Genomic DNA, 20,785 nt, shown 5'->3' on the forward strand with positions numbered 1-20,785 from the left:
ATAGAGCGCTCAGCGCCACTGACCTTGTAGGAACCGTCCTGATGAACCAAGCTTTCGACGTCGTTGAACTCGCCGCGACCTATGCCAACAAGTCTGCCCAGGACATTCTCAAGCTGGCGTTCAGCCAGTTCGGTGATGACCTGTGGATTTCCTTCAGTGGCGCCGAGGACGTGGTGCTGGTGGACATGGCCTGGAAGCTGAACAAGAACGTCAAAGTGTTCAGCCTCGACACTGGCCGGCTGCACCCGGAAACCTATCGGTTTATCGAGCAGGTGCGCGAGTTCTACAAGATCGACATCGAATTGATCTCGCCGGACCAGACCAAGCTGGAACCTTTCGTCAAGGAAAAGGGCCTGTTCAGCTTCTACAAGGACGGCCACGGCGAATGCTGTGGCGTGCGCAAGATCGAACCCTTGCGCCGCAAACTGTCTGGCGTGAGCGCCTGGGCCACCGGCCAGCGCCGCGACCAGAGCCCCGGCACCCGCAGCCAGGTGGCGGCCTTGGAGATTGATAGTGCCTTCTCTACGCCGGAACGCACCCTTTACAAATTCAACCCATTGGCACAGATGACCAGCGAGGAAATCTGGGGCTATATCCGCATGCTGGAGCTGCCGTACAACAGCCTGCATGAGCGTGGTTTTATCAGCATCGGCTGCGAGCCTTGCACACGGCCGGTGTTGCCGAACCAGCATGAGCGCGAGGGTCGCTGGTGGTGGGAAGAGGCCACGCAGAAGGAATGTGGGCTGCATGCGGGGAATATCATCAGCAAGGCGTGAAGCTGATGCGATAGACATGTCGGGCGCGGTTTGTGTGGGAGCTGGCTTGCCTGCGATAGCGGTGTATCAGTTGATGTATTCATCACTGGCACACCGCTTTCGCGAGCAAGCCCGCTCCCACATTTGTTTTTGCATTGCTCATTAAATATGTACACATACATGTAACCATCGGTGCCATTTATGTGTGCAATTTCTCTTCGACTGCACCATTGCGTAACACCTCTCCCCTTTTGATTTTCACCTTTGTGAATCGCCTAGTTCCTACTGAAAAATAAATACCTGTTCAACTGGTCAATTTATATTTCTTCAAATTCAGTAAGTTACTAAACCAACCTATAAAAACGAAATTACCCACAGTTTTCATAGATCAAAAACTGGCACGCATGTGGCTTAAGGTGAAAAGCGCTTTGTATACAATAAATACAAAACCTACATACACTTTGCCATCCGCGGCTTGCTCGCAGATGTGCTGGAGCCTGCCGGAATGCGTACAAGCCTCTCGAATAACATCGCACTGGAACTGCCCTCCGCCCTGAACCCCGACGCAACCGGGCCAGGCCCGTTGGTGCTCAGCCCGCGCCTGCACAACAAGGATCTTGCGCCTACCAAGGTCGAAGGCCGACGCTGGGGGCGTTACAGCATCTTCGCGCTGTGGACCAATGACGTGCACAACATCGCTAACTACTCCTTTGCCATCGGCTTATATGCCTTGGGCCTGGGTGGCTGGCAGATTCTGTTGTCACTGGGTATTGGCGCGGCGCTGGTGTATTTCTTTATGAACCTGTCGGGTTATATGGGGCAGAAGACCGGTGTGCCATTCCCGGTGATGAGCCGCATCAGTTTCGGCATCCACGGTGCGCAGATTCCGGCGCTGATCCGTGCGGTGATTGCGATTGCCTGGTTTGGTATTCAGACCTACCTGGCCTCGGTGGTTTTCCGCGTGTTGCTGACGGCGATTCATCCGGGCTTTGCCGAATACGACCACGATTCGATCCTCGGCCTGTCGTCCCTGGGCTGGGCGTGTTTCGTGGCGATCTGGCTGGTGCAACTGGTGATCCTGGCCTATGGCATGGAGATGGTGCGCCGCTACGAAGGCTTCGCCGGGCCGGTGATTTTGCTGACGGTGGCTTCATTGGCCGGCTGGATGTACTTCCAAACCGGCGGCAACATCGCGTGGTCGATTCGCGAACCGCTGAGTGGCGGTGAGATGTGGCGCAATATCTTTGCCGGTGGCGCGCTGTGGCTGGCGATCTACGGCACGTTGATCCTCAACTTCTGCGACTTCGCCCGCTCCTCGCCGTGCCGTAAGACAATCCAAGTGGGTAACTTTTGGGGCCTGCCGGTGAATATCCTGGTGTTTGCCGCCATTACCGTGCTGCTGTGCGGCGGGCAGTTCCAGCTCAACGGCCGGGTGATTGAAAGCCCGACCGAAATCATCGCCGCCATCCCGAATACCTTCTTCCTGGTGCTGGGTTGCCTGGCGTTCCTGATCGTCACCGTGGCGGTGAACATCATGGCCAACTTCGTCGCACCCGCCTTTGTGCTGAGCAACCTGGCGCCCAAGTACCTGAACTTTCGCCGCGCCGGGTTGATCAGCGCCACGGTTGCCGTGCTGATCCTGCCTTGGAACCTCTACAACAGCCCGCTGGTGATCGTGTATTTCCTCTCCGGCCTGGGCGCGCTGCTGGGGCCGTTGTACGGGGTGATCATGGTCGATTACTGGCTGATCCGTAAAAGCCGGGTGGACGTGCTGCAACTGTATAGCGAAGACCCAAACGGGGTTTATTACTACAGCCGCGGGGTCAATTTGCGCGCAGTGGCGGCATTTATTCCTGCGGCCGTGATCGCCATTCTCCTGGCACTGTTGCCCGGCTTTGCCAGCGTCTCGCCGTTTTCCTGGATGTTTGGCGCCGGTATTGCAGGGCTGCTGTACCTGCTGATCGCCAAGCGCCAGCCGTTCTACGCCGATGTCAGTGGCGAAAGCATTGCCGTCGATAACGTCAGTCATTAATAAGGACTTTCCATGCGAATCCTCGTGGTCAACGTCAACACCACCGAATCCATCACCGACACAATCGCCCAGCAGGCGCGGGCCGTGGCGGCGCCGGGCACCGAGATTGTCGGGCTCACGCCTTACTTCGGCGCAGAGTCGGTGGAGGGCAATTTTGAAAGCTACCTGGCGGCCATCGCAGTGATGGACCGGGTGATGGCCTATGACCAGCCGTTCGACGCGGTGATCCAGGCAGGCTACGGCGAGCACGGTCGCGAAGGCCTACAGGAACTGTTGAACGTGCCGGTGGTGGACATCACCGAAGCCGCCGCCAGCACCGCGATGTTCCTCGGCCACGCCTATTCGGTGGTCACCACCCTGGACCGTACCGTGCCGCTGATCGAAGACCGCCTGAAACTCGCCGGCCTCTACCAGCGCTGCGCCTCGGTGCGAGCCAGCGGCATGGCCGTGTTGGAGCTGGAAGAAAACCCGTTGGCCGCCATGGAAGCCATCGTGCGCCAGGCGGAACTGGCCATCAGCGAAGACAAGGCTGAAGTGATCTGCCTGGGCTGCGGCGGCATGGCCGGGCTGGACGAGCAGATTCGCCAGCGTACCGGCGTGCCGGTGGTGGATGGGGTGACGGCGGCGGTGACGATTGCTGAGTCGTTGGTGCGGTTGGGGTTGTCGACATCGAAGATCAGGACTTATGCGACACCAAGGCCGAAGAAGGTCATTGGCTGGCCAGGGCAGTTCGGCCGCTGAAAATCCAATGTGGGAGGGGCGGTGCGACGATTCGACTTGCTCCCGATAGCGGTGTGTCAGTACCAGATAGGCTGACTGATATATCGCCATCGGGGGCAAGCCCCCTCCCACATTTTGAGCCGTGTTCAGTTTTAGATGGCACTGAACCGCCGCCCCAATTGCTGTTCGGCAAACTGTTCAATGATGAAATCCACAAACGCCCGGGTCTTGCCGGGCAGCAATTTGTGTTCGGCGTAGTAAATGGAAATATTGCCATCGTCGACATACCAATCCGGCAACACCCGCACCACCGCACCGCTGTGCAGAAACGGCACAGCCATCGGCATGCTCACCAACGCAATCCCCAAACCCTGGGCGCTGGCGCAGCAGGCGGCTTCGGAGTCGCTCATGGTCATGCTGGGTTTGAGTACCAATGGGCGGTGTTCACGTTCGCGGCTGGTCAATTGCCAGGACCGCACGCGCCCGGTCTGCGGAGAACGGATAAGAATGCCGTGGCAGCGCGACAAATCTTCAGGCTCAGACACCGGCGGGCGCTGCGCCAGGTAACCCTTTGATGCCACCAGAACTCGGTGGGCTGGCGTCAACTTGCGCGCCACCACGCCTTGGGGCAACTCGAAACCGCCGCCGATGGCGGCATCGAAGCCTTGGCCAATCAGGTCCACCTGACGGTTATCAAAATGCCAGTCCGGGCTGATGTCCGGGAAACGCCGCATAAACTCGCCTATCAGCGGCACCACGTAGCGATTGCCAAACACCGTGCCCATGCTGACCTTGAGCGTGCCCACAGGCCGGCCTTCGGCGCTGGCCAGGTTGGCCACGGCATTTTGGATGGTAGTGAGACTGCCACTGACTTCGTCGAGGAACAGCTTGCCCGCTTCAGTCAGGGTGAGACGCCGCGTACTACGCTGGAACAGGCGTACACCCAGGCGCGCTTCGAGCTTGGCGACGCTTTTACCCACCGCTGCCGGTGTGAGACTCAGGTGCCGCGCCGCCTCGGCAAAACTGCCGCCTTCGGCGCTGCGCACAAAGCATTCGATACTGCCAAAGCTTTCCATACCGTCCCACTCTAAACTTTTGGTTTACACAGACTATAGCAATCACGGTCTACCGGGAGGGGCCGGTGAGGTCGATACTCGGTTCCAACAACAAGGCATCCCGCCTTGAACAGCTAGGAGATCGACATGACCACACAAAACCTCAGCGGCAAAGTCGCCTTGATTCAAGGCGGTTCCCGCGGTATCGGCGCCGCCATCGTCAAGCGCCTCGCGGCACAGGGCGCAGCAGTGGCCTTTACCTACGTGAGTTCGGCCGCCAAGGCTGAAGAATTACAGAACAGCGTGATCAGCGAAGGCGGCAAGGCCCTGGCGATCCACGCCGACAGCGCCAGTGCAGACGCGATTCGCAACGCCGTCAACGCCACCGTCGAAGCCTTTGGGCGCCTGGACATCCTGGTGAACAACGCCGGCGTACTGGCCATCGCACCGCTGGAAGACTTCAAACTGGAAGACTTCGACCAGACCCTGGCCATCAACGTGCGCAGCGTGTTTATCGCGACTCAGGAAGCCGCCAAGCATATGGGTGATGGCGGCCGGGTGATCAATATCGGCAGCACCAACGCCGAGCGCATGCCCTTTGGCGGCGGTGGCCCATATGCGATGAGCAAGGCAGCGCTGGTGGGTTTGACCAAAGGTTTGGCGCGCGACCTGGGGCCTAAAGGCATCACCATCAACAACGTGCAACCTGGGCCGGTGGACACCGATATGAACCCGGCGAACAGTGATTTTGCGGAGAGCTTGATTGGGTTGATGGCGGTGGGGCGGTATGGGCATGTGGAGGAGATTGCCAGCTTCGTTGCCTATCTGGCAGGCCCAGAGGCCGGGTACATCACCGGTGCCAGCTTGACCATCGACGGTGGCTTCAGCGCCTAGGATTCCAGGCACACTTAGAAACAAATGTGGGAGGGGGCTTGCCCCCGATGGCGGTAGGTCAGCAACCAATAGGCTGACTGATACACCGCTATCGGGGGCAAGCCCCCTCCTACATTTTGACCATATTTATTCAGCGCATTGGCGGCAAGCCATAAGCCACCAAATCAAACTCCGCGAGTTTGCGGATGATCTGATCAGCATGGTGATACTTGCTGTCGGCCATGGCTTCATCGGGCACCGCGATGGCCGTCATATTGGCCGCCTTCGCAGCCGTTACACCAAAGGGTGAATCCTCGAACACCAGGCAATCCTCAGGCGCCACGCCCAGACGTCGGGCAGCGGTGAGGAAGATATCCGGCGCAGGCTTGGCGGCGCCGACTTCCGGGTCGTCAGCCGTGACGATGGTGTTGAACAGGCTGAACCACTCGCGGTGCAACGTAGTCTTGTGGCCAAACGAATTGCGCGACGAACTAGTGCCCACGGCAATCGGAATATTGTGCGCCTTCAAGTGCCGCACCAACGCCTCGGCGCCGGGCATGCCCAGGGCCGTGGGGAAACGCTCACTCATAAGGGGTTCGCGGATCTTCAGGAACTCGGCGGGCGTGATCGGCAGGTCCAGCGCCTTCACCACGTAGTCAGCCAGGTCTTGGGCACCGCGACCGATGATGTGCTGCTTGATCCCCCAGTCGTAGGTACGGCCGTAGCGTTCTGCGATGATCTGTGTGACTTCGGTGTAGATACCTTCCGTATCCAGCAACAAACCGTCCATATCGAAAATCACGGCCTTGATCGGGCCGGCGGTACGCGGTGCGTTCATCAAAACAGATCCTTGGGGGGAAGGACTAAAAGGATTCAGCACAATAACGGCCGCCCTCACCCACAGGCAACCCTTTAGACTGTGCACCCGCCCTTTCGAAGTGCCCGCGATGCTCTACCGTCTAGCCGCCGACAGCTTGGTGCTGTTTCACTTAAGCTTCATCCTGTTCGTATTGTTCGGCGGGTTGCTCGCGCTCAAATGGCCCCGCGTGATGTGGCTGCATCTGCCAGCGGTGGCCTGGGGCATTGCCGTCGAACTACTGCACCTGCCCTGCCCGCTCACCCGCTGGGAAAACCTGTTTCGCCATCTCGCGGGGCAAGACGGCTATGGCGGCGGGTTTATCGAGCACTACATCCTCACGCTGATCTACCCGGCGGGGCTGACGCCGAATATTCAGCTGGTGCTGGGGGCTGTTGTGGTGGTGATCAACGTTGCGGTGTATGTGCGCTTGATACGGCGTAGCCGCTCAATTTGAGCTTTTGCTGCGCCATCTCAGCGCTATATAGTTAAACGTATAACGCTAATTAAGCTGAGGACACGTTGATGAGTGCACAACCCAAAGAAGCCGTAGGTGCGGCCTACAGCCTTGAATCCATGCGTTACGCCCAGGCCATGACCTGGAAAGCCATCGAAGCCCTCTCCCAGCGCATCCGCCCCGGCATGCTCGAATCCGAAGCCCGCGAATTGGGCAAACACGTCCTCGCCGAACTCGATATGCAACGCATCTGGCACCCGTTGCTGGTGCGCTTCGGTGCCAACACCCTCAAGACATTCAAACAACGCTCCGACGGCGACCCAGTGCTGGGCGACAACGACATCTTCTTCATCGACATGGGCGCCGTCTGGCAAGGCCACGAAGGCGACGCCGGCGCCACCTTCAGCACCGGCACCGATCCGCAAATGATCGCCTGCGCCAACGCTGCCAAAACACTCTTCGACCTTGTGCAAGCTCGCTGGAAAAACGACCAAGTCGTCGGCCTGGAGCTTTACCGCTACGCCGAAGAACAAGCCCAAGCCATGGGCTGGCAATTGAACCTGGACATCAAGGGCCACCGCGTCAGCGACTTCCCCCACGCCATTCATCGTGGCGGCGACCTGGGCGACTTCGAGCATTACCCGAATGAAGGCTTGTGGATTCTCGAAATCCAGATCGCCCACCCGACCAAGCCCTACGGCGCATTCTACGAAGACTTACTGGCTTAACCTTTTAGGACCACAAATGACACGCCCCAACGAATCCACGGTGCTGCTATTTTCCTACGGCACATTGCAGGACAAATCCGTACAACTGGCCAACTTCGGCAGAGAACTGACCGGCCAGCACGACGCCATGCTGGGCTATTCGCAAAGCTGGGTAGAAATCACCGACCCACACGTGCTGGCGAGCAGCGGCAAGACCCACCACCCCATCGTCGCCCCGACAACCGAGCCACGCGCCAGGGTCGAGGGGATGGTGTTCCAGATTACCGAGGCCGAGTTGGCGGCGGCGGACGCGTATGAAGTCTCGGACTACAAACGCGTGGCGGTGGGGTTGGCGTCAGGCTTGACCGCTTGGGTGTACGTGCAGGCTTGAGGGGCAGATTGTTTTCAATCTGTTACAAGAGCGATTAAAGTGCAGCCCCGAGAATTGAATCTCGGGGTTTAGCCCATGGAGTTTTACAGTGAAGTACGTCAGTAAAGTGGTTGCAGCAGCCGTCCTCGGTTTCACCCTCGCAGGCTGCACCGGCACCGCCATCAAATCCCCGCAATACGACAGCAGCCAATACACCGTGCTGGGTCACAGCGAAGCCAGCGCCACCGGCATCATGCTGTTCGGCATTATCCCGATCGGCCAAAACAGCCGTTTCGTACGCGCCCAGGATGAAGCCATCAAAGCCAAAGGCGGCGATGCGCTGATCAACACTCAGATCCAGGAAAAATGGTTTTGGGCATGGGTGCTGAGCGGTTACACCACCAAGATTTCGGGTGATGTGGTTAAGCTGAAAACTGCGCAGTAAGGCGTTATGCGTTGAGAAAAACACCGGGCGTTGCTCGGTGTTTTTTATTGGGCGGTCTGCGTACGGATGGCATCCATCTGTTGGGGAATCATTTCAGGAGCGGAGCTTTTGTATTCCATAAATGAAAAAAACCCTGACTTCTTTCGAAACCAGGGGTCTTGTCTACATCGAATATGGCGGTGAAGGAGAGATTCGAACGCCAGACTCGGGGATTGTGGTTTACATGCCCATAAAAAGGCCCCCACACCTGGATTGAGTGTAGGGGCCTTTTGAACATAAGCGGCGTTACTCGCTAGCGGCTGGCTTCCATATGCCGTCGACATACTCGCCCTCTGGCGCGGCGGCCTTCGGCGCACGGCGGCCGATGGTGTAGACCAGGCCCTCACCCAGCGCATTGACCGACAGAAGCTCCCAACCGGTTTGCAATGCGCGGTTGACAGCGGCCGGGTTATTTTCCTGGGCGATTTGCACAATACCTTCAAAACTCATATGTGATGCTCCTTGTGGGTTGTGGCTCATTGTAGTCACGATCACACGTTGCCAACTCATTGCGGTCGTTTGCAACAGGCCGATATATCCCACAAGCAATCACTTAAACACGGCTACTGAACCAGGACGATTCAAAGAGGCCAAATACAGGATAAGGGCGGCCTATTCTGGAAACGCCTTAGCACGACATCCCGGGACTGAACAAAGGGGTTAGAGACTTTTCCAAAAGATGCGGAATACGTCGGCAAAGCTTCGATTGAGAGAATTGAATATTATGAATAGCGCTCTTGGTACTGTTGGCAGATTCTCGAGTACTTCCTCAAAAGTCGGCTCGCGACGTGAAGCTGTTCTGATAATTTCGCGCAACTGGCCCACATTTGGGTCGACAGAAATTTCCTCATCCAATGCTCGAACCTTCTCAGCGCTTTCTGATGCATTTAGTAACGCAATGCGCAAGTTATCGTTTTTAGCAATTTCCTCAAGTACCTGGCGCTCGTGGTGCGAATACTGCTCCTTTAAAAACAACGCAAGGCTAGCTTTTTTGACGAGGAGCTCCATAGCTTTCTTTTTGAGCGCTAAGTCGTCGATTTCTTGTACGGTTTGGGCGCGAGCTGACTGAAGCTTATCAAGCTGCTCCGCTGTTACCGCCATCGACTTCAGTGTTTCAATTTCTACACTTTTGAGGTCCGCTTGAGTAATTGCGGGACGCGTAAGGGCCAAGAGTCCTGCTACCGATGCAAGCCCCCCTACGATACCAGCGTATGCAAAATAGTCGTCTTTAGTCACAACGCCGAATCTGGTGGCAATCCAGCCGCCAACGAAGTAAACGATGCACGCTAAAATTATTGCCGCGTAAGCTTTTCTCAAAGTACATCCCTCATTTATGCGCCAGGTATTGGCGCCCGCAGAGCCTGAAGTGATTCGCTAGGACGACCGTAGACGCATAATCGCAGCTGTAATAGCTTCAGCATTGGTGTCCAAAGTTCCCATAGCTGCTGCTGCGTTAATCGCAACATTCTCCCGGCCATTTTCTGAGAGCCACTTAGTTATCTCTTCAATCGCCGCACCGAGTTGTGCAGGAGCAATGTCAGAGCGTCTGCAGCCGCGATCTTTGCATCTGAGTTATCTAGCATGGCGGTCGTCCCTGATTAGTGCTGCGGAAAGCCTAGCCCACTCATCCAAACAGATTACGATCCAAGTTCGCGTTTCAGCGAAGGAGAGCTGTCCTGAGTCTTATGTCCCCAAAAAGGGCGCCAGTCCCATATCAGTCCCATATAACCCTTTTTTCAACCTCCAAAAACCACAAACCCCCGACTTTCTCTAGGAAAATCAGGGGTTTGTGTTTACTTAATGTGGCGGTGAAGGAGAGATTCGAACTCTCGATACAATTTCTTGTATACACACTTTCCAGGCGTGCTCCTTAAGCCACTCGGACACTTCACCGTATCTCGTCAAACAAGTTCAGTCTGTCGAGGCGCGCTAATGTAGTCGAAAGCCTTTCCGATGGCAAAGGTTTTTTTCAGAATTTTCATGCGGTTAGCGGGATATGCCGGAATACGCCCGGCAAGGGGCGGTGTTTCTGCCATTCTCAGGCATGTGCAGTACACCTCTGGAGCGGCTGTTGCGCCCTGCCCTACGCGGTGCAGCGTGCGCCGTCAGGGAAAAGCCTGACTGGGCAGTCAGTCACGGCGCTTTACCGGGACGGGCGTGGTGGGTAACGTTTGTGCATGCCCTTCTATAACAAGCCCTACAAGGAACCGCGTCATGAGTGAGTTGATTGCTTACCACCTCGAAGACGGTATCGCGACCCTGACCCTGAGCAACGGCAAGGTGAACGCCATTTCTCCGGCGGTGGTCAGTGCCTTTAATGAAGCGCTGGACCAGGCTGAGAAAGACCGCGCGGTGGTGGTGATCACCGGCACGCCGGGGATTTTGTCGGGTGGTTATGATTTGAAGGTGATGACGGCCGGGCCTAAAGAAGCAATCGGCCTGGTGACTTCCGGCTCTACGCTGGCGCGTCGTTTGTTGTCGCACCCGTTCCCGGTAATTGTGGCCTGCCCTGGGCATGCCGTAGCCAAGGGCGCCTTTCTGCTGTTGTCGGCGGATTATCGGATTGGGGTCGAGGGCCCGTTCAGCATTGGCCTGAACGAAGTGGCGATTGGCATGACCATGCACCACGCCGGGATCGAGCTGGCACGAGACCGTCTGCGCAAGTCGGCGTTTCATCGTTCGGTGATCAATGCCGAGATGTTTGACCCGCAAGGCGCGTTGCAGGCGGGGTTCCTCGATAAGGTCGTGGCACCGGAGGAGTTGCACGCGGCAGCGCTGGAAGCGGCGCGGCAGTTGAAGAAGATCAATATGAACGCCCACAAGCACACCAAGCTGAAAGTGCGTCAGGCGCTGCTGGACGCTTTGGATGACGCGATCATTCAGGATCAGGGTCATATTCTGGGTTAACCCCTACAGATGCGCGATCAAAGCCCGACCCAGTGTCGGGCTTTTTCTTACAAACAGATCTGATACTTCTTTAGCCGCTCTAGCCGGGCGATGTCGCCATATGTTGAAACATGTGCTTAAACATCGCCTATCTCCGAACTCTACCGGGGTAATTGCCGAATACAGTGTACGACCGTACACTGCGCGACCTTTTGTCTCGATAGGCCGTGTCGATGCTTTTTCTGTTGCGTATGTTGTTGATGGGCCTGCACTTTATGATCGCTGGCGTGCTGGGTGTGTTGATTGGCATCTGCCGGCCATTCAACCCGGACAACAGCCGCCTGTGTGCCCGTCTTTACGCCTTGCCGGCCATGCGCATCCTGGGGCTCAACGTTAAAACCGACGTCGACTCGCTGCGCAACAAGCCCGGCACCTGTGTGGTCATCGCCAACCATCAGTCCAACTATGACCTGTTTGTGTTCGGCAATGTGGTGCCCCACCGTACGGTGTGTATCGCCAAGAAGAGCCTGAAATGGGTGCCGTTGTTCGGCCAGTTGTTCTGGCTGGCGGGCAATGTGTTGATCGATCGCGGTAATGCGCACAAGGCGCGTAAGGCGATGCTGACCACCACCCACACGTTGCAGCATGAGGACACGTCGATTTGGGTGTTTCCAGAAGGCACGCGCAATTTGGGCAAGGGCTTGCTGGCGTTCAAGAAGGGCGCGTTCCATATGGCGATTGCGGCCGGGGTGCCTATCGTGCAGGTGTGTGTGAGTAATTACGTCACGCATATGCGGCTCAATCGTTGGAACAGTGGGGATGTGCTCATACGTTCGTTGGCGCCGATTCCTACGGCTGGTATGACGGCGGATGACGTTCCGGGGTTGATGCAGGCTTGTCAGGTGCAGATGGAGGCTTGTATTGCTGAGATGGATCGGGCGTTGCGGGTGGGCTGATATCGATTGGGGGCGCTTCGCACCCCAGCGCGAGCAAGCTCGCTCACCACATTAAGCTCGCTCGCCACAACAAGTGGTGGCTACGAGGGAACGTCATTCAGGCTAAGCTGCCCAACATCTGTCCTCCCAATAAGAAGTGATCAGCACCATGGGTAGAGTTGTTGCGGCAGCTGTCTACAGCGCCGGTAAGAAAGTCTCGGACATTACCCTAGATGAAGGCGCGGCCTGGGCCGCCAAACCCGGCCACTTTGTGTGGATCGGCCTCGAAGAGCCCAGTGCCCAGGAGCTGTCCAATCTGCAACGCCAGTTCAACCTGCACGAGCTGGCCATCGAAGACGCCCTGGAAAAACACAGCCGCCCCAAGCTTGAAACCTTCGGCGATGCGCTGTTTATCGTCACCTACTCACCGGTGCGCGAGAACGGCAAGCTGGAGTTTATCGAGACCCATATCTTTGCCGGTAACGGCTACATCATCACAGCGCGCAATGGTCACTCGGCGTCGTACGGCTTTGTGCGCCAGCGCTGTGAGGCGCGGCCGTTGTTGCTGGAGCATGGGGAAGATTTCGTACTCTATGCGCTGCTGGATTTCGTCACCGAAAACTACCAGCCGGTGAGCGAAGCCATCCATGCCGAGATCGATGAGCTGGAGCGTAACGTGCTGTGCAGTTCGCTGAGCGAGCGTGATATCCAGAAGATCCACGGCCTGCGTCGCGATGTGCTGCGACTCAAGCGTCATGTGGCGCCGATGGTAGAGATCAGCCAAGAGTTGCAGAAGCTGAGCTTCCCGTTTATCGACAAGAACATGCGCCCGTATTTCCGCGATGTGCAGATTCACGTCACGCGGCAGATGGAAGACCTCACCACCTTGCGCGATATCGCCAGCCAGACCATCGAGATCGGTGTGCTGCTGGAGGCGTCGCGCCAAAGCGTGGTGCAGCGCAAGTTCGCCGCGTGGGCGGCGATTCTGGCGTTCCCCACGGCGGTGGCGGGGATTTATGGGATGAACTTCCAGAATATGCCCGAGCTGCAATGGCACTACGGCTATTTTGCAGTGCTCGGGTTTATCGCGGTGGGTTGCACCAGCCTGTGGGCCAGCTTCAAGCGCTCGGGCTGGCTTTAGGCGGCAGCATCGGGCTTGTGCGCTACAAAACGCATCATCCATTCCGCCACGGTGACGCCGTGGTGGTCGCGTTCCAGGCTGGCGACGCCGTTGGTGTAGATCTTTTCCCCCAGGGTTGTCTGAAGAATCTCGAGCAATTCGCGGGAGTAGTCCTGGATAAATTCCGGGTGGCCCTGGAAGCACAGCACCTGGTCGCCGATGTGGTACGCGGCAAAAGGGCAAAACGCACTGGAGGCGATGACCGTGGCGTTGTTCGGCAGTGTGGTGACCTGGTCCTGGTGGCTGATCAATAGTGTCAGCTCGTCCACTTCCGGGCTCATCCAGGGTGCCTTGGCGTCGAGCGTGTAGTCGTGGATGCCCATGCCCCAACCCTGGCCGGCGCGCTCGGCCTTACCGCCCAGCAGCAGCGCGAGCAACTGATGGCCGAAGCAGATGCCCAGCAATTTATCGCCACGTTCATAACGTTCGAGCAGGTAGGTCTTGAGGGTCTGGATCCACGGATCTGTGCCGAAGGAGTCGGCCTTGCTGCCCGTCACCAGATAGGCGTCAAACACTTCATCGTCCGACGGGTATTCACCCTGCACCACGTTGTACACCACAAACTCGGCGGGAATCGGCTGCTTGGAGAACAGGCGCTTGAACATCTGCCCGTAGCCTTGGTATTGATCGATCAAGCCTGGACGCAGGATATCGGTTTCCAGGATACAGACGCGTAGCGACATAAAAAATACCTGACACGGTGAAGGGAATAATGCACACCCCAGAGCCTGCCTTGAAACACCCCTCCAAGGCAAGCCCTGCCAGTTCGCCTATTCGCTAGAAACTAGCACCTTGCGCGGCTTTTTCCAGCAACAACGCCGGCGGCGTGAACCGCTCGCCATACTGCTCCGACAGGTAACGAGCACGGGCAATGAAGTCATTCAAACCGTACTGGTTGATAAACTGCAACGCGCCGCCACTCCATGCGGCAAAGCCGATGCCGAAGATCGAGCCCACGTTGGCATCGGCCGTGGACATCAGCACGCCCTCCTCCACGCACCGCACGGTTTCGATGGCCTGGATAAACAGCAGACGATCGCGCACATCCTGTGGCGAAATACGTTGATCAGGTCGTTCAAAACGGCTTTTCAGTTCAGGCCACAGGTGCTTTTGACCGCCAACGGGATACTCGTAAAAACCACCGCCCGCCGCCTTGCCGGTGCGCTTGTACTCGTTCACCAACAGATCGATCACCGCTGTCGCCGGATGGTTCGCCAGCGCCTTCCCTTGCGCTTGTAGATCCTTCGCCGTTTGCTGTCGGATATGACTCATGAGGCTGAGGGACACCTCGTCCGACACCGCCAACGGGCCCACCGGCATGCCGGCCTTGCGCGCTTCGGTCTCGATCATGGCCGCCGCCACGCCTTCGCCGAGCATCGCGATGCCTTCGTTGGTGAATGTGCCAAACACCCGCGACGTGAAGAAGCCGCGACTGTCGTTGACCACAATCGGGGTTTTCCTGATTTGCAGTACGAAGTCAAAACCTCGTGCCAGGGTTTCGTCTGACGTCTGCGCACCCTTGATGATCTCCACCAGCGGCATCTTGTCCACCGGGCTGAAGAAATGCAGCCCAATAAATTTGGTGGCATCCGGCACTGCCTTGGCCAGCCCGCTGATGGGCAGGGTTGAGGTGTTGGACGCGATCACCGCATCGGCGCCGACCACGAGATGTGCTGCGGCCGACACCTTGGCCTTGAGCTCGCGGTCTTCAAACACGGCTTCGATGATCAGGTCGCAACCGGCCAGGTCGGCGTCGGACGCCGTAGGGTGAATCCGCGCCAGGATGGTTTCCCGCTGTTCGGCGGCCAATTGCCCCCGGCTGACCTTTTTCTCCAGCAGCGTCATCGAATGGGCCTTGCCCTTCTCGGCGGCCGCCAGATTGATGTCCTTGAGCACCACTTCGATACCCGCAAAGGCGCTGACGTAGGCGATCCCCGCCCCCATCATGCCGGCGCCCAGCACGCCGACCTTGCGGGTGAAATAGGGCGCGAAGCCCTGCGGGCGCGAGCTGCCGGCGTTGATTTCATTGAGCTGGAACCAGAAGGTGCCGATCATGTTTTTCGCCACCTGCCCCGTCACCAACTCAGTGAAGTATCGGGTCTCGATCAGGTGCGCCGTGTCGAAATCCACCTGGGCGCCTTCGACGGCCGCGCAGAGGATTTTTTCCGGGGCGGGGAAACAGCCATTGGTTTTGCTACGCAAGATCGACGGAGCGATGGCGAGCATCTGCGCGACTTTCGGGCTGGAAGGCGTACCGCCAGGGATCGAATAACCCTTGTTGTCCCAAGGCTGCCTGGCCTCGGGATTGGCCAGAATCCAGGCACGGGATTTAGCCAGCAGCTCATCGCGGTTGGTCGCCAACGCGTCGATCAGCCCGGCCTGCAACGCCTGTTGAGGGCGGATTTTTTTGCCTTCCAGCAAGTACGGCAACGCCTTTTCCAGCCCCAGCAGACGCACCATGCGCACCACCCCGCCGCCACCCGGCAGCAGGCCCAGGGTCACTTCCGGCAGGCCGAGCTGCACTGCGGTATCGCCCAGCGCCACCCGATAATGACAGGCCAGGCAAATCTCCCAGCCGCCGCCCAAGGCCGCGCCGTTGATGGCGGCCACCACGGGTTTGCCGAGGGTTTCCAGGCGACGCAACTGCGCCTTCAATACCAGAACGCTGTCGTAGAAAGCCTTGGCATGGGCCTGGTCGACCTTGATCAGCTCATTGAGGTCGCCGCCGGCGAAAAACGTCTTTTTAGCCGAGGTGATCACCACACCGGTAATGCTGTCCCTCTCCGCCTCCAGGCGCGCAACCGTGGCGGCCATGGCTTCGCGGTAAACGCCGTTCATGGTATTGGCGCTCTGGCCGGGCATGTCGAGGGTCAGCACGACGATCTGGTCCTGGCCTTTTTCGTAACGAATGGCTTGGGTCATGACAAATTCCTTGGGCTCAGAGGCGTTCAATAATCGTGGCGATACCCATCCCACCGCCCACACATAGGGTGGCCAGGCCGTAGCGCTGCTGACGCGCCTCCAGCTCATCGAGCAGGGTGCCGAGGATGGCGCAGCCGGTAGCGCCCAACGGGTGGCCCATGGCGATGGAACCGCCGTTGACGTTGACCCGGCCGGCGTCGATGCCCATGTCCTTGATGAATTTAAGGACTACAGAAGCAAACGCTTCGTTGACTTCAAACAGGTCGATGTCCTCCACCCGCAGGCCGGCCTTGACCAGGGCCTTGCGCGTCGCCGGCCCGGGGCCGGTGAGCATGATGGTGGGGTCGGTGCTGGTCACCGCCGTGGCCACAATGCGCGCCCGCGGTTGCAGGCCCAATTCGCGGCCCTTGGCCTCTGAGCCGATCAACATCAGCGCCGCACCGTCGACAATCCCGGAACTGTTGCCTGGCGTGTGCACATGGTGGATGCGCTCCACATAGCTATACACCCGCAACGCGGTCGCATCGAAGCCCATTTGCCCCATCATTTCAAAGCTGGGCTTGAGCTTACCCAGGCCTTCCAGCGTGGAATCACCGCGAATAAATTCGTCGTGGTCGAGCAGCACAATACCGTTCTGGTCCTGCACCGCGATCAGCGATTTGTTGAAGGAACCGTCGTCACGGGCCCTGGCTGCTTTCTGCTGGGACTGTAGGGCGAACCTGTCTACGTCCTCACGGGTGAAGCCTTCGAGCGTGGCGATCAGGTCTGCACCGATGCCCTGGGGCGTGAAGTGGCTGTGCAGGTTGGTTTGCGGGTCGAGTACCCAGGCGCCGCCGTCGCTGCCCATGGGCACGCGGGACATGGACTCGACGCCACCCACCACCACCAGGTCTTCAAAACCGGAACGCACTTTCATCGCGCCGAGGTTGACGGCCTCCAGGCCTGAGGCGCAGAAGCGGTTGACCTGCACGCCGGCGACGCTGACGTCCCAGTCCGCCACGAGCGCTGCGGTCTTGGCGATATCGGCGCCCTGGTCGCCCACGGGGGTGACGCAGCCAAGCACGATGTCATCCACTTGCTGGGTGTCGAGGTCGCTGCGCCTGGCCAGCGCGGTAAGCAGCCCGGCCACCAGGTTTACCGGCTTGACGCTGTGCAAGGCGCCGTCGGCTTTGCCTTTGCCGCGGGGCGTGCGTATCGCATCAAAGATCAACGCTTGGGTCATGATGTCCTCGAACCGCTGTGGGTGTGTGCCCTTACCTTAGGCCCGATTGACACGGTTTCAATGACGGATACGCTCATTGCTTTTGACCCCCTCGCTCGGACGAACGGTAGGCACTCGATGGCGCTGACGGATTAATCGTTTTAGCTGTCTAGCCAAGGGGCTGGCGCCAAGATGGCGTTAGGCCTCATGCCTTTTTTAGCGCGAATATTGATTAGCTGATATGAAATGGATCTAAGCCACGAAGAACGAGGGCTCTAAGGTTGAATCAGTAGGAAGTTGCTGCCGGGTTTTGCTGGAGCAACCGTAAGAAAAGTGTCACGTCACATCGCGATACTGAAATTGACCGGCACGCATTTGACGCTCAGGAATAACAACAAAAGGCAGTCAGCCATGTTCAAGCATACGAAAGTTCGTCAGGCGGGACTTATTCTCTTCGCCACCACACTGATTCTGATCTTACCCAACTTAACCAAGGTTATTGGGTGACCCCTCAACCCTCACATTCCGTGCTCTCACAGCATCAGGACTGCAGCTTTTGGCAGCACCTGCCGGGACATTGCGCATAGCGGTCCTGCAGGGGCTGTCTTTTTGCGCGTGCTTTTTGCGCGTAGTTTTGCGGTATCGTGACCCCATCGCCATTTTGCATCGGGCTGTCTTCTTGAAATCGATCCCCGCCCTGCTCGCGCTACTGATCACCCTGCCGGTTTGTGCGGCGCCACTCACCGTCGAACTGGACCATGTCCGCAAGACCTGGCAGACCGCCGAGTTGCTCGCGCATCCGGATGCGCAAACCGTGCAGATCGTTGATGACGTCTCCTACAAGCGCACCATGACCTATCGCGCAGTGCCACTGGCCACCCTCCTACCGGGCCTTGCCCCAGAGAGCCACCTGCAAGCCGTTGCCCTGGATGGGTTCGCCGCCGAACTCACGGCCGCTCCCTTGCTGCAAAAAACCGGCGCCCGCGCCTGGCTGGCGGTGGAAGACCCGGCGCACCCGTGGCCAGCGCTGGCCGAGGGCAAAGCGAGTGCCGGGCCGTTTTACCTGGTGTGGACCAACCCGCAAGCCGGGCCGATCAGCCCGGAGCAGTGGCCCTTCCAGATGTCCGGGATCAAGCAGTTAAAGACGGTGGCCGAGCGTTTTCCGGCACTGTTGCCCGACTCGAAACTGGCGGCGAATGACCCGATCAACCAAGGCTTTGCGCTGTTTCAGAAGAACTGCCTGGCGTGCCATCGCCTTAATGGTGCGGGGGATGCACAGGTGGGGCCGGACTTGAATATTCCTTATAACCCCACCGAGTATTTCGGCGGGGATTTCCTCAAGCGTTATATCCGCGATCCGCAGAGTTTGCGGCATTGGCCACAGGCGAAGATGCCGGCGTTTGAGGCCAGCGTTTTACCGGACAATGAGCTGGATATGTTGGTGGGGTATTTGAAGCATATGGCCGGGCGTAAACCACAACCCTGAGGTGTGCGCAGATCTAATGTGGGAGGGGGCTTGCTCCCGATAGCGGAGTATCAGCTTGCAAACCTGTATCTGACACACCGCTATCGGGAGCAAGCCCCCTCCCACATTAGCTTATTGCTGCTGCACGGAAATAACCGGCGTCGGCGCCACAAACACCTTGGCATGCATCTGCTCATGCCCGCCGCCACGGCGCATGCCCCGCACCGGGCAGGCATCCAGATAATCCAAACCCACCGCCAGTTTCAAATGCCGCTCCGGGCGTGCCAGTTGGTTGGTGACATCAAAGCTGTACCAGGCGCCGTCCAGCCAAGCTTCGGCCCACGCATGGCTGGCCAGGTGCTCGCTGTCTTCGCTGTACAGATAACCCGACACATACCGCGCCGCAACCCCCAGGCTGCGGGCGCAGGCCAGGAACGCGTGGGTGTGGTCCTGGCACACGCCCGCCCCCCCGGCGAAGGCCTCAATGGCGCTGGTATCGACTTCGGTAGCGCCGGGGGTGTAGACCATCGCTTGGTTAAGCGCGTGCATCAGGTCGATCAAGGCCGTACGGTCGCGACGTTGATGGCAGTGCTCCAGGGCAAACCGACGCAGGGCCTCGTCGGGCTCGGTCAGGCGCGTACTGCGCAAAAACGGGAAGGCCGACTGAGTCTCATGTTCGGCCTCGCGCAGCTCATCGATATCCACCTGGCCGCGGGCGCCAATGATGATGGCGTCGTGGGGTTCGTCCATGGTCAGCACATGCAGGATGTTGCCGAACGGGTCCACCTGCGCGCGTACCGGGCGAGGCAGGTCAAGCTGCCAACTGAGTACATGCTGACGCTCGCTGTCGTGGGGCGTGAGGCGCAGGTACTGAATGCTGGCGCGCACCTGGTCGTCGTAGTGGTAGGTGGTTTCGTGGCTGATGGAGAGTCTCATGCGGCCTCCAGGTAGGAACTGTAGATGGCGTCGCCCAACTGGCGCACCAAGGGGATAAAGTCGGTCAGCCAGGCGTGCAGGCCTTCCTCGAGAATTTCATCGATCGCGGTAAAGCGCAGGCGCGCATCCATCTCGGCGGCCAGGCGCTGGGCCGGCCGGCCGTTTAGGCCAGGCAGGCTAGAGAGAATCTGATCGATTTCTTCACTGCAGGCCCGCAGCGAGCGCGGCACATCGGCGCGCAGCAGCAGCAACTCGGCGACTTGCCGGGCGCCGGGCGCATCGCGATAAATCTCGGTGTAGGCCTCGAACGACGACAGCGCACGCAACAAGGCGCTCCACTGATAGTAGGCGTGGGCCGTGCCATCGGTGACGGCTTCGGCACGGTCGCCGGCCATTTCGTAGCGGGCGTCCAACAACCGCAGGGTGTTATCGGCGCGCTCGATAAAGGTGCCCAGGCGAATAAACCGAAACGCATCGTTGCGCATGATGGTGCCGTAGGTGGCGCCGCGAAACAGATGGGAGCGCTCCTTGACCCACTCACAGAACCGGCTCATGCCGTAACGGCTAAGGCCCTGCTGGGCGATATCGCGAATATCCAGCCAGGTGGCGTTGATGTTTTCCCACATGTCGGCGGTAATCCGCCCACGCACCGCATGGGCACTGGCCCGCGCCGCACCGAGGCAGCTGTAGATACTGGCCGGGTTGGCTGCGTCCAGGGCAAAAAAGTGCAGCAAGCGTTCGGCGTGCAATTCGCCATGGCGTTCGAGGTAATCATCCAGGGTGCCGGTGATCAACAGCGGCATGGCCAGTTCGTGCAGGCCATCGCCACGCCCGTCCTGGGGCATCAACGACAGCGAATAACTGACATCGAGCATACGCGCGAGGTTTTCTGCGCGTTCCAGGTAGCGCGACATCCAGTACAAATCCGAGGCAGTTCTACTCAACATGGCA

21 protein-coding genes, 1 tRNA gene and 1 pseudogene are annotated in these 20,785 nt (G+C 58.6%); 12 read left to right on the forward strand and 11 right to left on the reverse strand.

Annotation, left to right across the window (positions count from 1 at the left end; translation table 11 throughout):
* Positions 1–41 precede the first annotated feature (41 nt).
* The 3 genes from ICY20_RS14335 to ICY20_RS14345 all read left to right on the forward strand — a co-directional run bounded on the left by ICY20_RS14335 (position 42) and on the right by ICY20_RS14345 (position 3,528).
* The gene (locus ICY20_RS14335; protein ID WP_159958510.1) at positions 42–776 is read left to right on the forward strand and encodes a phosphoadenylyl-sulfate reductase; all 735 of its coding nucleotides are present in this window, start codon (positions 42–44) and stop codon (positions 774–776) included.
* Positions 777–1,260: 484 nt separating this feature from the next.
* Positions 1,261–2,787 carry an NCS1 family nucleobase:cation symporter-1 gene (locus tag ICY20_RS14340; protein WP_159958512.1) on the forward strand — a complete coding sequence of 509 codons (1,527 nt, stop codon included), beginning with the start codon at positions 1,261–1,263 and terminating at the stop codon, positions 2,785–2,787.
* Positions 2,788–2,799: 12 nt separating this feature from the next.
* Entirely contained in the window at positions 2,800–3,528 is a 729-nt protein-coding gene (locus ICY20_RS14345) for an aspartate/glutamate racemase family protein (RefSeq protein WP_194937770.1), read from the forward strand.
* A 131-nt stretch (positions 3,529–3,659) separates the two neighbouring features.
* On the opposite strand, the gene ICY20_RS14350 is transcribed toward ICY20_RS14345, so the two are convergent.
* Positions 3,660–4,583 (reverse strand): LysR family transcriptional regulator, encoded by a 924-nt coding sequence (locus ICY20_RS14350; protein ID WP_159958516.1) that lies wholly within the window; start codon positions 4,581–4,583, stop codon positions 3,660–3,662.
* 126 nt (positions 4,584–4,709) lie between these two features.
* On the opposite strand from ICY20_RS14350, the gene ICY20_RS14355 reads away from it, so the two are divergent.
* Complete coding sequence (locus ICY20_RS14355; RefSeq protein WP_122485701.1) at positions 4,710–5,456, forward strand: 3-oxoacyl-ACP reductase family protein; 747 nt, start codon at positions 4,710–4,712, stop codon at positions 5,454–5,456.
* A 130-nt stretch (positions 5,457–5,586) separates the two neighbouring features.
* On the opposite strand, the gene ICY20_RS14360 is transcribed toward ICY20_RS14355, so the two are convergent.
* A complete protein-coding gene (locus ICY20_RS14360; protein ID WP_194937771.1) occupies positions 5,587–6,273 on the reverse strand; it encodes an HAD-IA family hydrolase in 687 nt (228 codons plus the stop codon).
* A gap of 109 nt (positions 6,274–6,382) precedes the next feature.
* On the opposite strand from ICY20_RS14360, the gene ICY20_RS14365 reads away from it, so the two are divergent.
* From ICY20_RS14365 to ICY20_RS14380, 4 genes are all read left to right on the forward strand, one after another.
* Positions 6,383–6,748 (forward strand): DUF2784 domain-containing protein, encoded by a 366-nt coding sequence (locus ICY20_RS14365; RefSeq protein ID WP_159958520.1) that lies wholly within the window; start codon positions 6,383–6,385, stop codon positions 6,746–6,748.
* A gap of 68 nt (positions 6,749–6,816) precedes the next feature.
* Positions 6,817–7,476 carry a M24 family metallopeptidase gene (locus tag ICY20_RS14370; RefSeq protein ID WP_159958522.1) on the forward strand — a complete coding sequence of 220 codons (660 nt, stop codon included), beginning with the start codon at positions 6,817–6,819 and terminating at the stop codon, positions 7,474–7,476.
* Positions 7,477–7,492: 16 nt separating this feature from the next.
* Complete coding sequence (locus ICY20_RS14375; protein ID WP_159958524.1) at positions 7,493–7,846, forward strand: gamma-glutamylcyclotransferase family protein; 354 nt, start codon at positions 7,493–7,495, stop codon at positions 7,844–7,846.
* A gap of 88 nt (positions 7,847–7,934) precedes the next feature.
* Positions 7,935–8,270: a hypothetical protein gene (locus tag ICY20_RS14380; RefSeq protein ID WP_159958526.1), complete on the forward strand. Its 336-nt coding sequence runs from the start codon at positions 7,935–7,937 to the stop codon at positions 8,268–8,270.
* 285 nt (positions 8,271–8,555) lie between these two features.
* On the opposite strand, the gene ICY20_RS14385 is transcribed toward ICY20_RS14380, so the two are convergent.
* The 4 genes and pseudogenes from ICY20_RS14385 to ICY20_RS14395 form a co-directional block, all read right to left on the reverse strand.
* Complete coding sequence (locus tag ICY20_RS14385) at positions 8,556–8,759, reverse strand: hypothetical protein (RefSeq protein WP_194937811.1); 204 nt, start codon at positions 8,757–8,759, stop codon at positions 8,556–8,558.
* Positions 8,760–8,969: 210 nt separating this feature from the next.
* Positions 8,970–9,626 carry a hypothetical protein gene (locus ICY20_RS14390; protein ID WP_194937772.1) on the reverse strand — a complete coding sequence of 219 codons (657 nt, stop codon included), beginning with the start codon at positions 9,624–9,626 and terminating at the stop codon, positions 8,970–8,972.
* A 57-nt stretch (positions 9,627–9,683) separates the two neighbouring features.
* Positions 9,684–9,892, reverse strand: a pseudogene (locus ICY20_RS28155) (hypothetical protein).
* Between the two features lie 220 nt (positions 9,893–10,112).
* Positions 10,113–10,202 (reverse strand) — tRNA-Ser (locus tag ICY20_RS14395).
* Positions 10,203–10,523: 321 nt separating this feature from the next.
* Here ICY20_RS14395 and ICY20_RS14400 point away from each other — a divergent pair.
* The 3 genes from ICY20_RS14400 to ICY20_RS14410 all read left to right on the forward strand — a co-directional run bounded on the left by ICY20_RS14400 (position 10,524) and on the right by ICY20_RS14410 (position 13,271).
* On the forward strand, positions 10,524–11,216 hold the full coding sequence (locus ICY20_RS14400; protein WP_159958539.1) for a crotonase/enoyl-CoA hydratase family protein: 693 nt from the start codon (positions 10,524–10,526) through the stop codon (positions 11,214–11,216).
* Between the two features lie 212 nt (positions 11,217–11,428).
* On the forward strand, positions 11,429–12,151 hold the full coding sequence (locus ICY20_RS14405) for a 1-acylglycerol-3-phosphate O-acyltransferase (RefSeq protein ID WP_194937773.1): 723 nt from the start codon (positions 11,429–11,431) through the stop codon (positions 12,149–12,151).
* A 148-nt stretch (positions 12,152–12,299) separates the two neighbouring features.
* Positions 12,300–13,271, forward strand: a complete 972-nt coding sequence (locus ICY20_RS14410) for a magnesium and cobalt transport protein CorA (protein ID WP_159958543.1) — start codon at positions 12,300–12,302, stop codon at positions 13,269–13,271.
* Here the strand turns inward: ICY20_RS14410 and ICY20_RS14415 are convergent.
* The 3 genes from ICY20_RS14415 to ICY20_RS14425 all read right to left on the reverse strand — a co-directional run bounded on the left by ICY20_RS14415 (position 13,268) and on the right by ICY20_RS14425 (position 17,454).
* Positions 13,268–13,993, reverse strand: coding sequence for an amidotransferase (locus tag ICY20_RS14415; RefSeq protein ID WP_194937774.1), 726 nt, complete (start codon positions 13,991–13,993; stop codon positions 13,268–13,270). The genes ICY20_RS14410 and ICY20_RS14415 overlap by 4 nt on opposite strands.
* Positions 13,994–14,087: 94 nt before the next feature.
* Positions 14,088–16,232, reverse strand: a complete 2,145-nt coding sequence (locus ICY20_RS14420) for a 3-hydroxyacyl-CoA dehydrogenase NAD-binding domain-containing protein (RefSeq protein WP_194937775.1) — start codon at positions 16,230–16,232, stop codon at positions 14,088–14,090.
* Positions 16,233–16,248: 16 nt separating this feature from the next.
* Positions 16,249–17,454 carry an acetyl-CoA C-acetyltransferase gene (locus ICY20_RS14425; RefSeq protein WP_194937776.1) on the reverse strand — a complete coding sequence of 402 codons (1,206 nt, stop codon included), beginning with the start codon at positions 17,452–17,454 and terminating at the stop codon, positions 16,249–16,251.
* A 658-nt stretch (positions 17,455–18,112) separates the two neighbouring features.
* Between ICY20_RS14425 and ICY20_RS14430 the strand changes: the two genes are divergently transcribed.
* Positions 18,113–18,919 carry a c-type cytochrome gene (locus tag ICY20_RS14430; RefSeq protein WP_194937777.1) on the forward strand — a complete coding sequence of 269 codons (807 nt, stop codon included), beginning with the start codon at positions 18,113–18,115 and terminating at the stop codon, positions 18,917–18,919.
* A gap of 111 nt (positions 18,920–19,030) precedes the next feature.
* On the opposite strand, the gene ICY20_RS14435 is transcribed toward ICY20_RS14430, so the two are convergent.
* Together ICY20_RS14435 and ICY20_RS14440 are read right to left on the reverse strand one after the other, a co-directional pair.
* Positions 19,031–19,834 (reverse strand): transglutaminase family protein, encoded by an 804-nt coding sequence (locus tag ICY20_RS14435; protein ID WP_194937778.1) that lies wholly within the window; start codon positions 19,832–19,834, stop codon positions 19,031–19,033.
* Complete coding sequence (locus tag ICY20_RS14440) at positions 19,831–20,781, reverse strand: alpha-E domain-containing protein (protein ID WP_159958555.1); 951 nt, start codon at positions 20,779–20,781, stop codon at positions 19,831–19,833. Before ICY20_RS14440 ends, ICY20_RS14435 begins: the two co-directional genes overlap by 4 nt.
* Positions 20,782–20,785 lie beyond the last annotated feature (4 nt).

Origin of the sequence: Pseudomonas pisciculturae, assembly GCF_015461805.1 — a bacterium.
Taxonomy (GTDB): Bacteria; Pseudomonadota; Gammaproteobacteria; order Pseudomonadales; family Pseudomonadaceae; genus Aquipseudomonas; species Aquipseudomonas pisciculturae.

Excerpts from the sequence above, each read along its gene's own strand:
- ICY20_RS14335 (WP_159958510.1), top strand. The coding sequence starts at position 42 with ATGAACCAAGCTTTCGACGTCGTTGAACTCGCCGCGACCTATGCCAAC.
- ICY20_RS14340 (WP_159958512.1), top strand. The coding sequence starts at position 1,261 with ATGCGTACAAGCCTCTCGAATAACATCGCACTGGAACTGCCCTCCGCC.
- ICY20_RS14345 (WP_194937770.1), top strand. The coding sequence starts at position 2,800 with ATGCGAATCCTCGTGGTCAACGTCAACACCACCGAATCCATCACCGAC.
- ICY20_RS14350 (WP_159958516.1), bottom strand. The coding sequence starts at position 4,583 with ATGGAAAGCTTTGGCAGTATCGAATGCTTTGTGCGCAGCGCCGAAGGC.
- ICY20_RS14355 (WP_122485701.1), top strand. The coding sequence starts at position 4,710 with ATGACCACACAAAACCTCAGCGGCAAAGTCGCCTTGATTCAAGGCGGT.
- ICY20_RS14360 (WP_194937771.1), bottom strand. The coding sequence starts at position 6,273 with ATGAACGCACCGCGTACCGCCGGCCCGATCAAGGCCGTGATTTTCGAT.
- ICY20_RS14365 (WP_159958520.1), top strand. The coding sequence starts at position 6,383 with ATGCTCTACCGTCTAGCCGCCGACAGCTTGGTGCTGTTTCACTTAAGC.
- ICY20_RS14370 (WP_159958522.1), top strand. The coding sequence starts at position 6,817 with ATGAGTGCACAACCCAAAGAAGCCGTAGGTGCGGCCTACAGCCTTGAA.
- ICY20_RS14375 (WP_159958524.1), top strand. The coding sequence starts at position 7,493 with ATGACACGCCCCAACGAATCCACGGTGCTGCTATTTTCCTACGGCACA.
- ICY20_RS14385 (WP_194937811.1), bottom strand. The coding sequence starts at position 8,759 with ATGAGTTTTGAAGGTATTGTGCAAATCGCCCAGGAAAATAACCCGGCC.
- ICY20_RS14400 (WP_159958539.1), top strand. The coding sequence starts at position 10,524 with ATGAGTGAGTTGATTGCTTACCACCTCGAAGACGGTATCGCGACCCTG.
- ICY20_RS14405 (WP_194937773.1), top strand. The coding sequence starts at position 11,429 with ATGCTTTTTCTGTTGCGTATGTTGTTGATGGGCCTGCACTTTATGATC.
- ICY20_RS14410 (WP_159958543.1), top strand. The coding sequence starts at position 12,300 with ATGGGTAGAGTTGTTGCGGCAGCTGTCTACAGCGCCGGTAAGAAAGTC.
- ICY20_RS14415 (WP_194937774.1), bottom strand. The coding sequence starts at position 13,993 with ATGTCGCTACGCGTCTGTATCCTGGAAACCGATATCCTGCGTCCAGGC.
- ICY20_RS14420 (WP_194937775.1), bottom strand. The coding sequence starts at position 16,232 with ATGACCCAAGCCATTCGTTACGAAAAAGGCCAGGACCAGATCGTCGTG.
- ICY20_RS14425 (WP_194937776.1), bottom strand. The coding sequence starts at position 17,454 with ATGACCCAAGCGTTGATCTTTGATGCGATACGCACGCCCCGCGGCAAA.
- ICY20_RS14435 (WP_194937778.1), bottom strand. The coding sequence starts at position 19,834 with ATGAGACTCTCCATCAGCCACGAAACCACCTACCACTACGACGACCAG.
- ICY20_RS14440 (WP_159958555.1), bottom strand. The coding sequence starts at position 20,781 with ATGTTGAGTAGAACTGCCTCGGATTTGTACTGGATGTCGCGCTACCTG.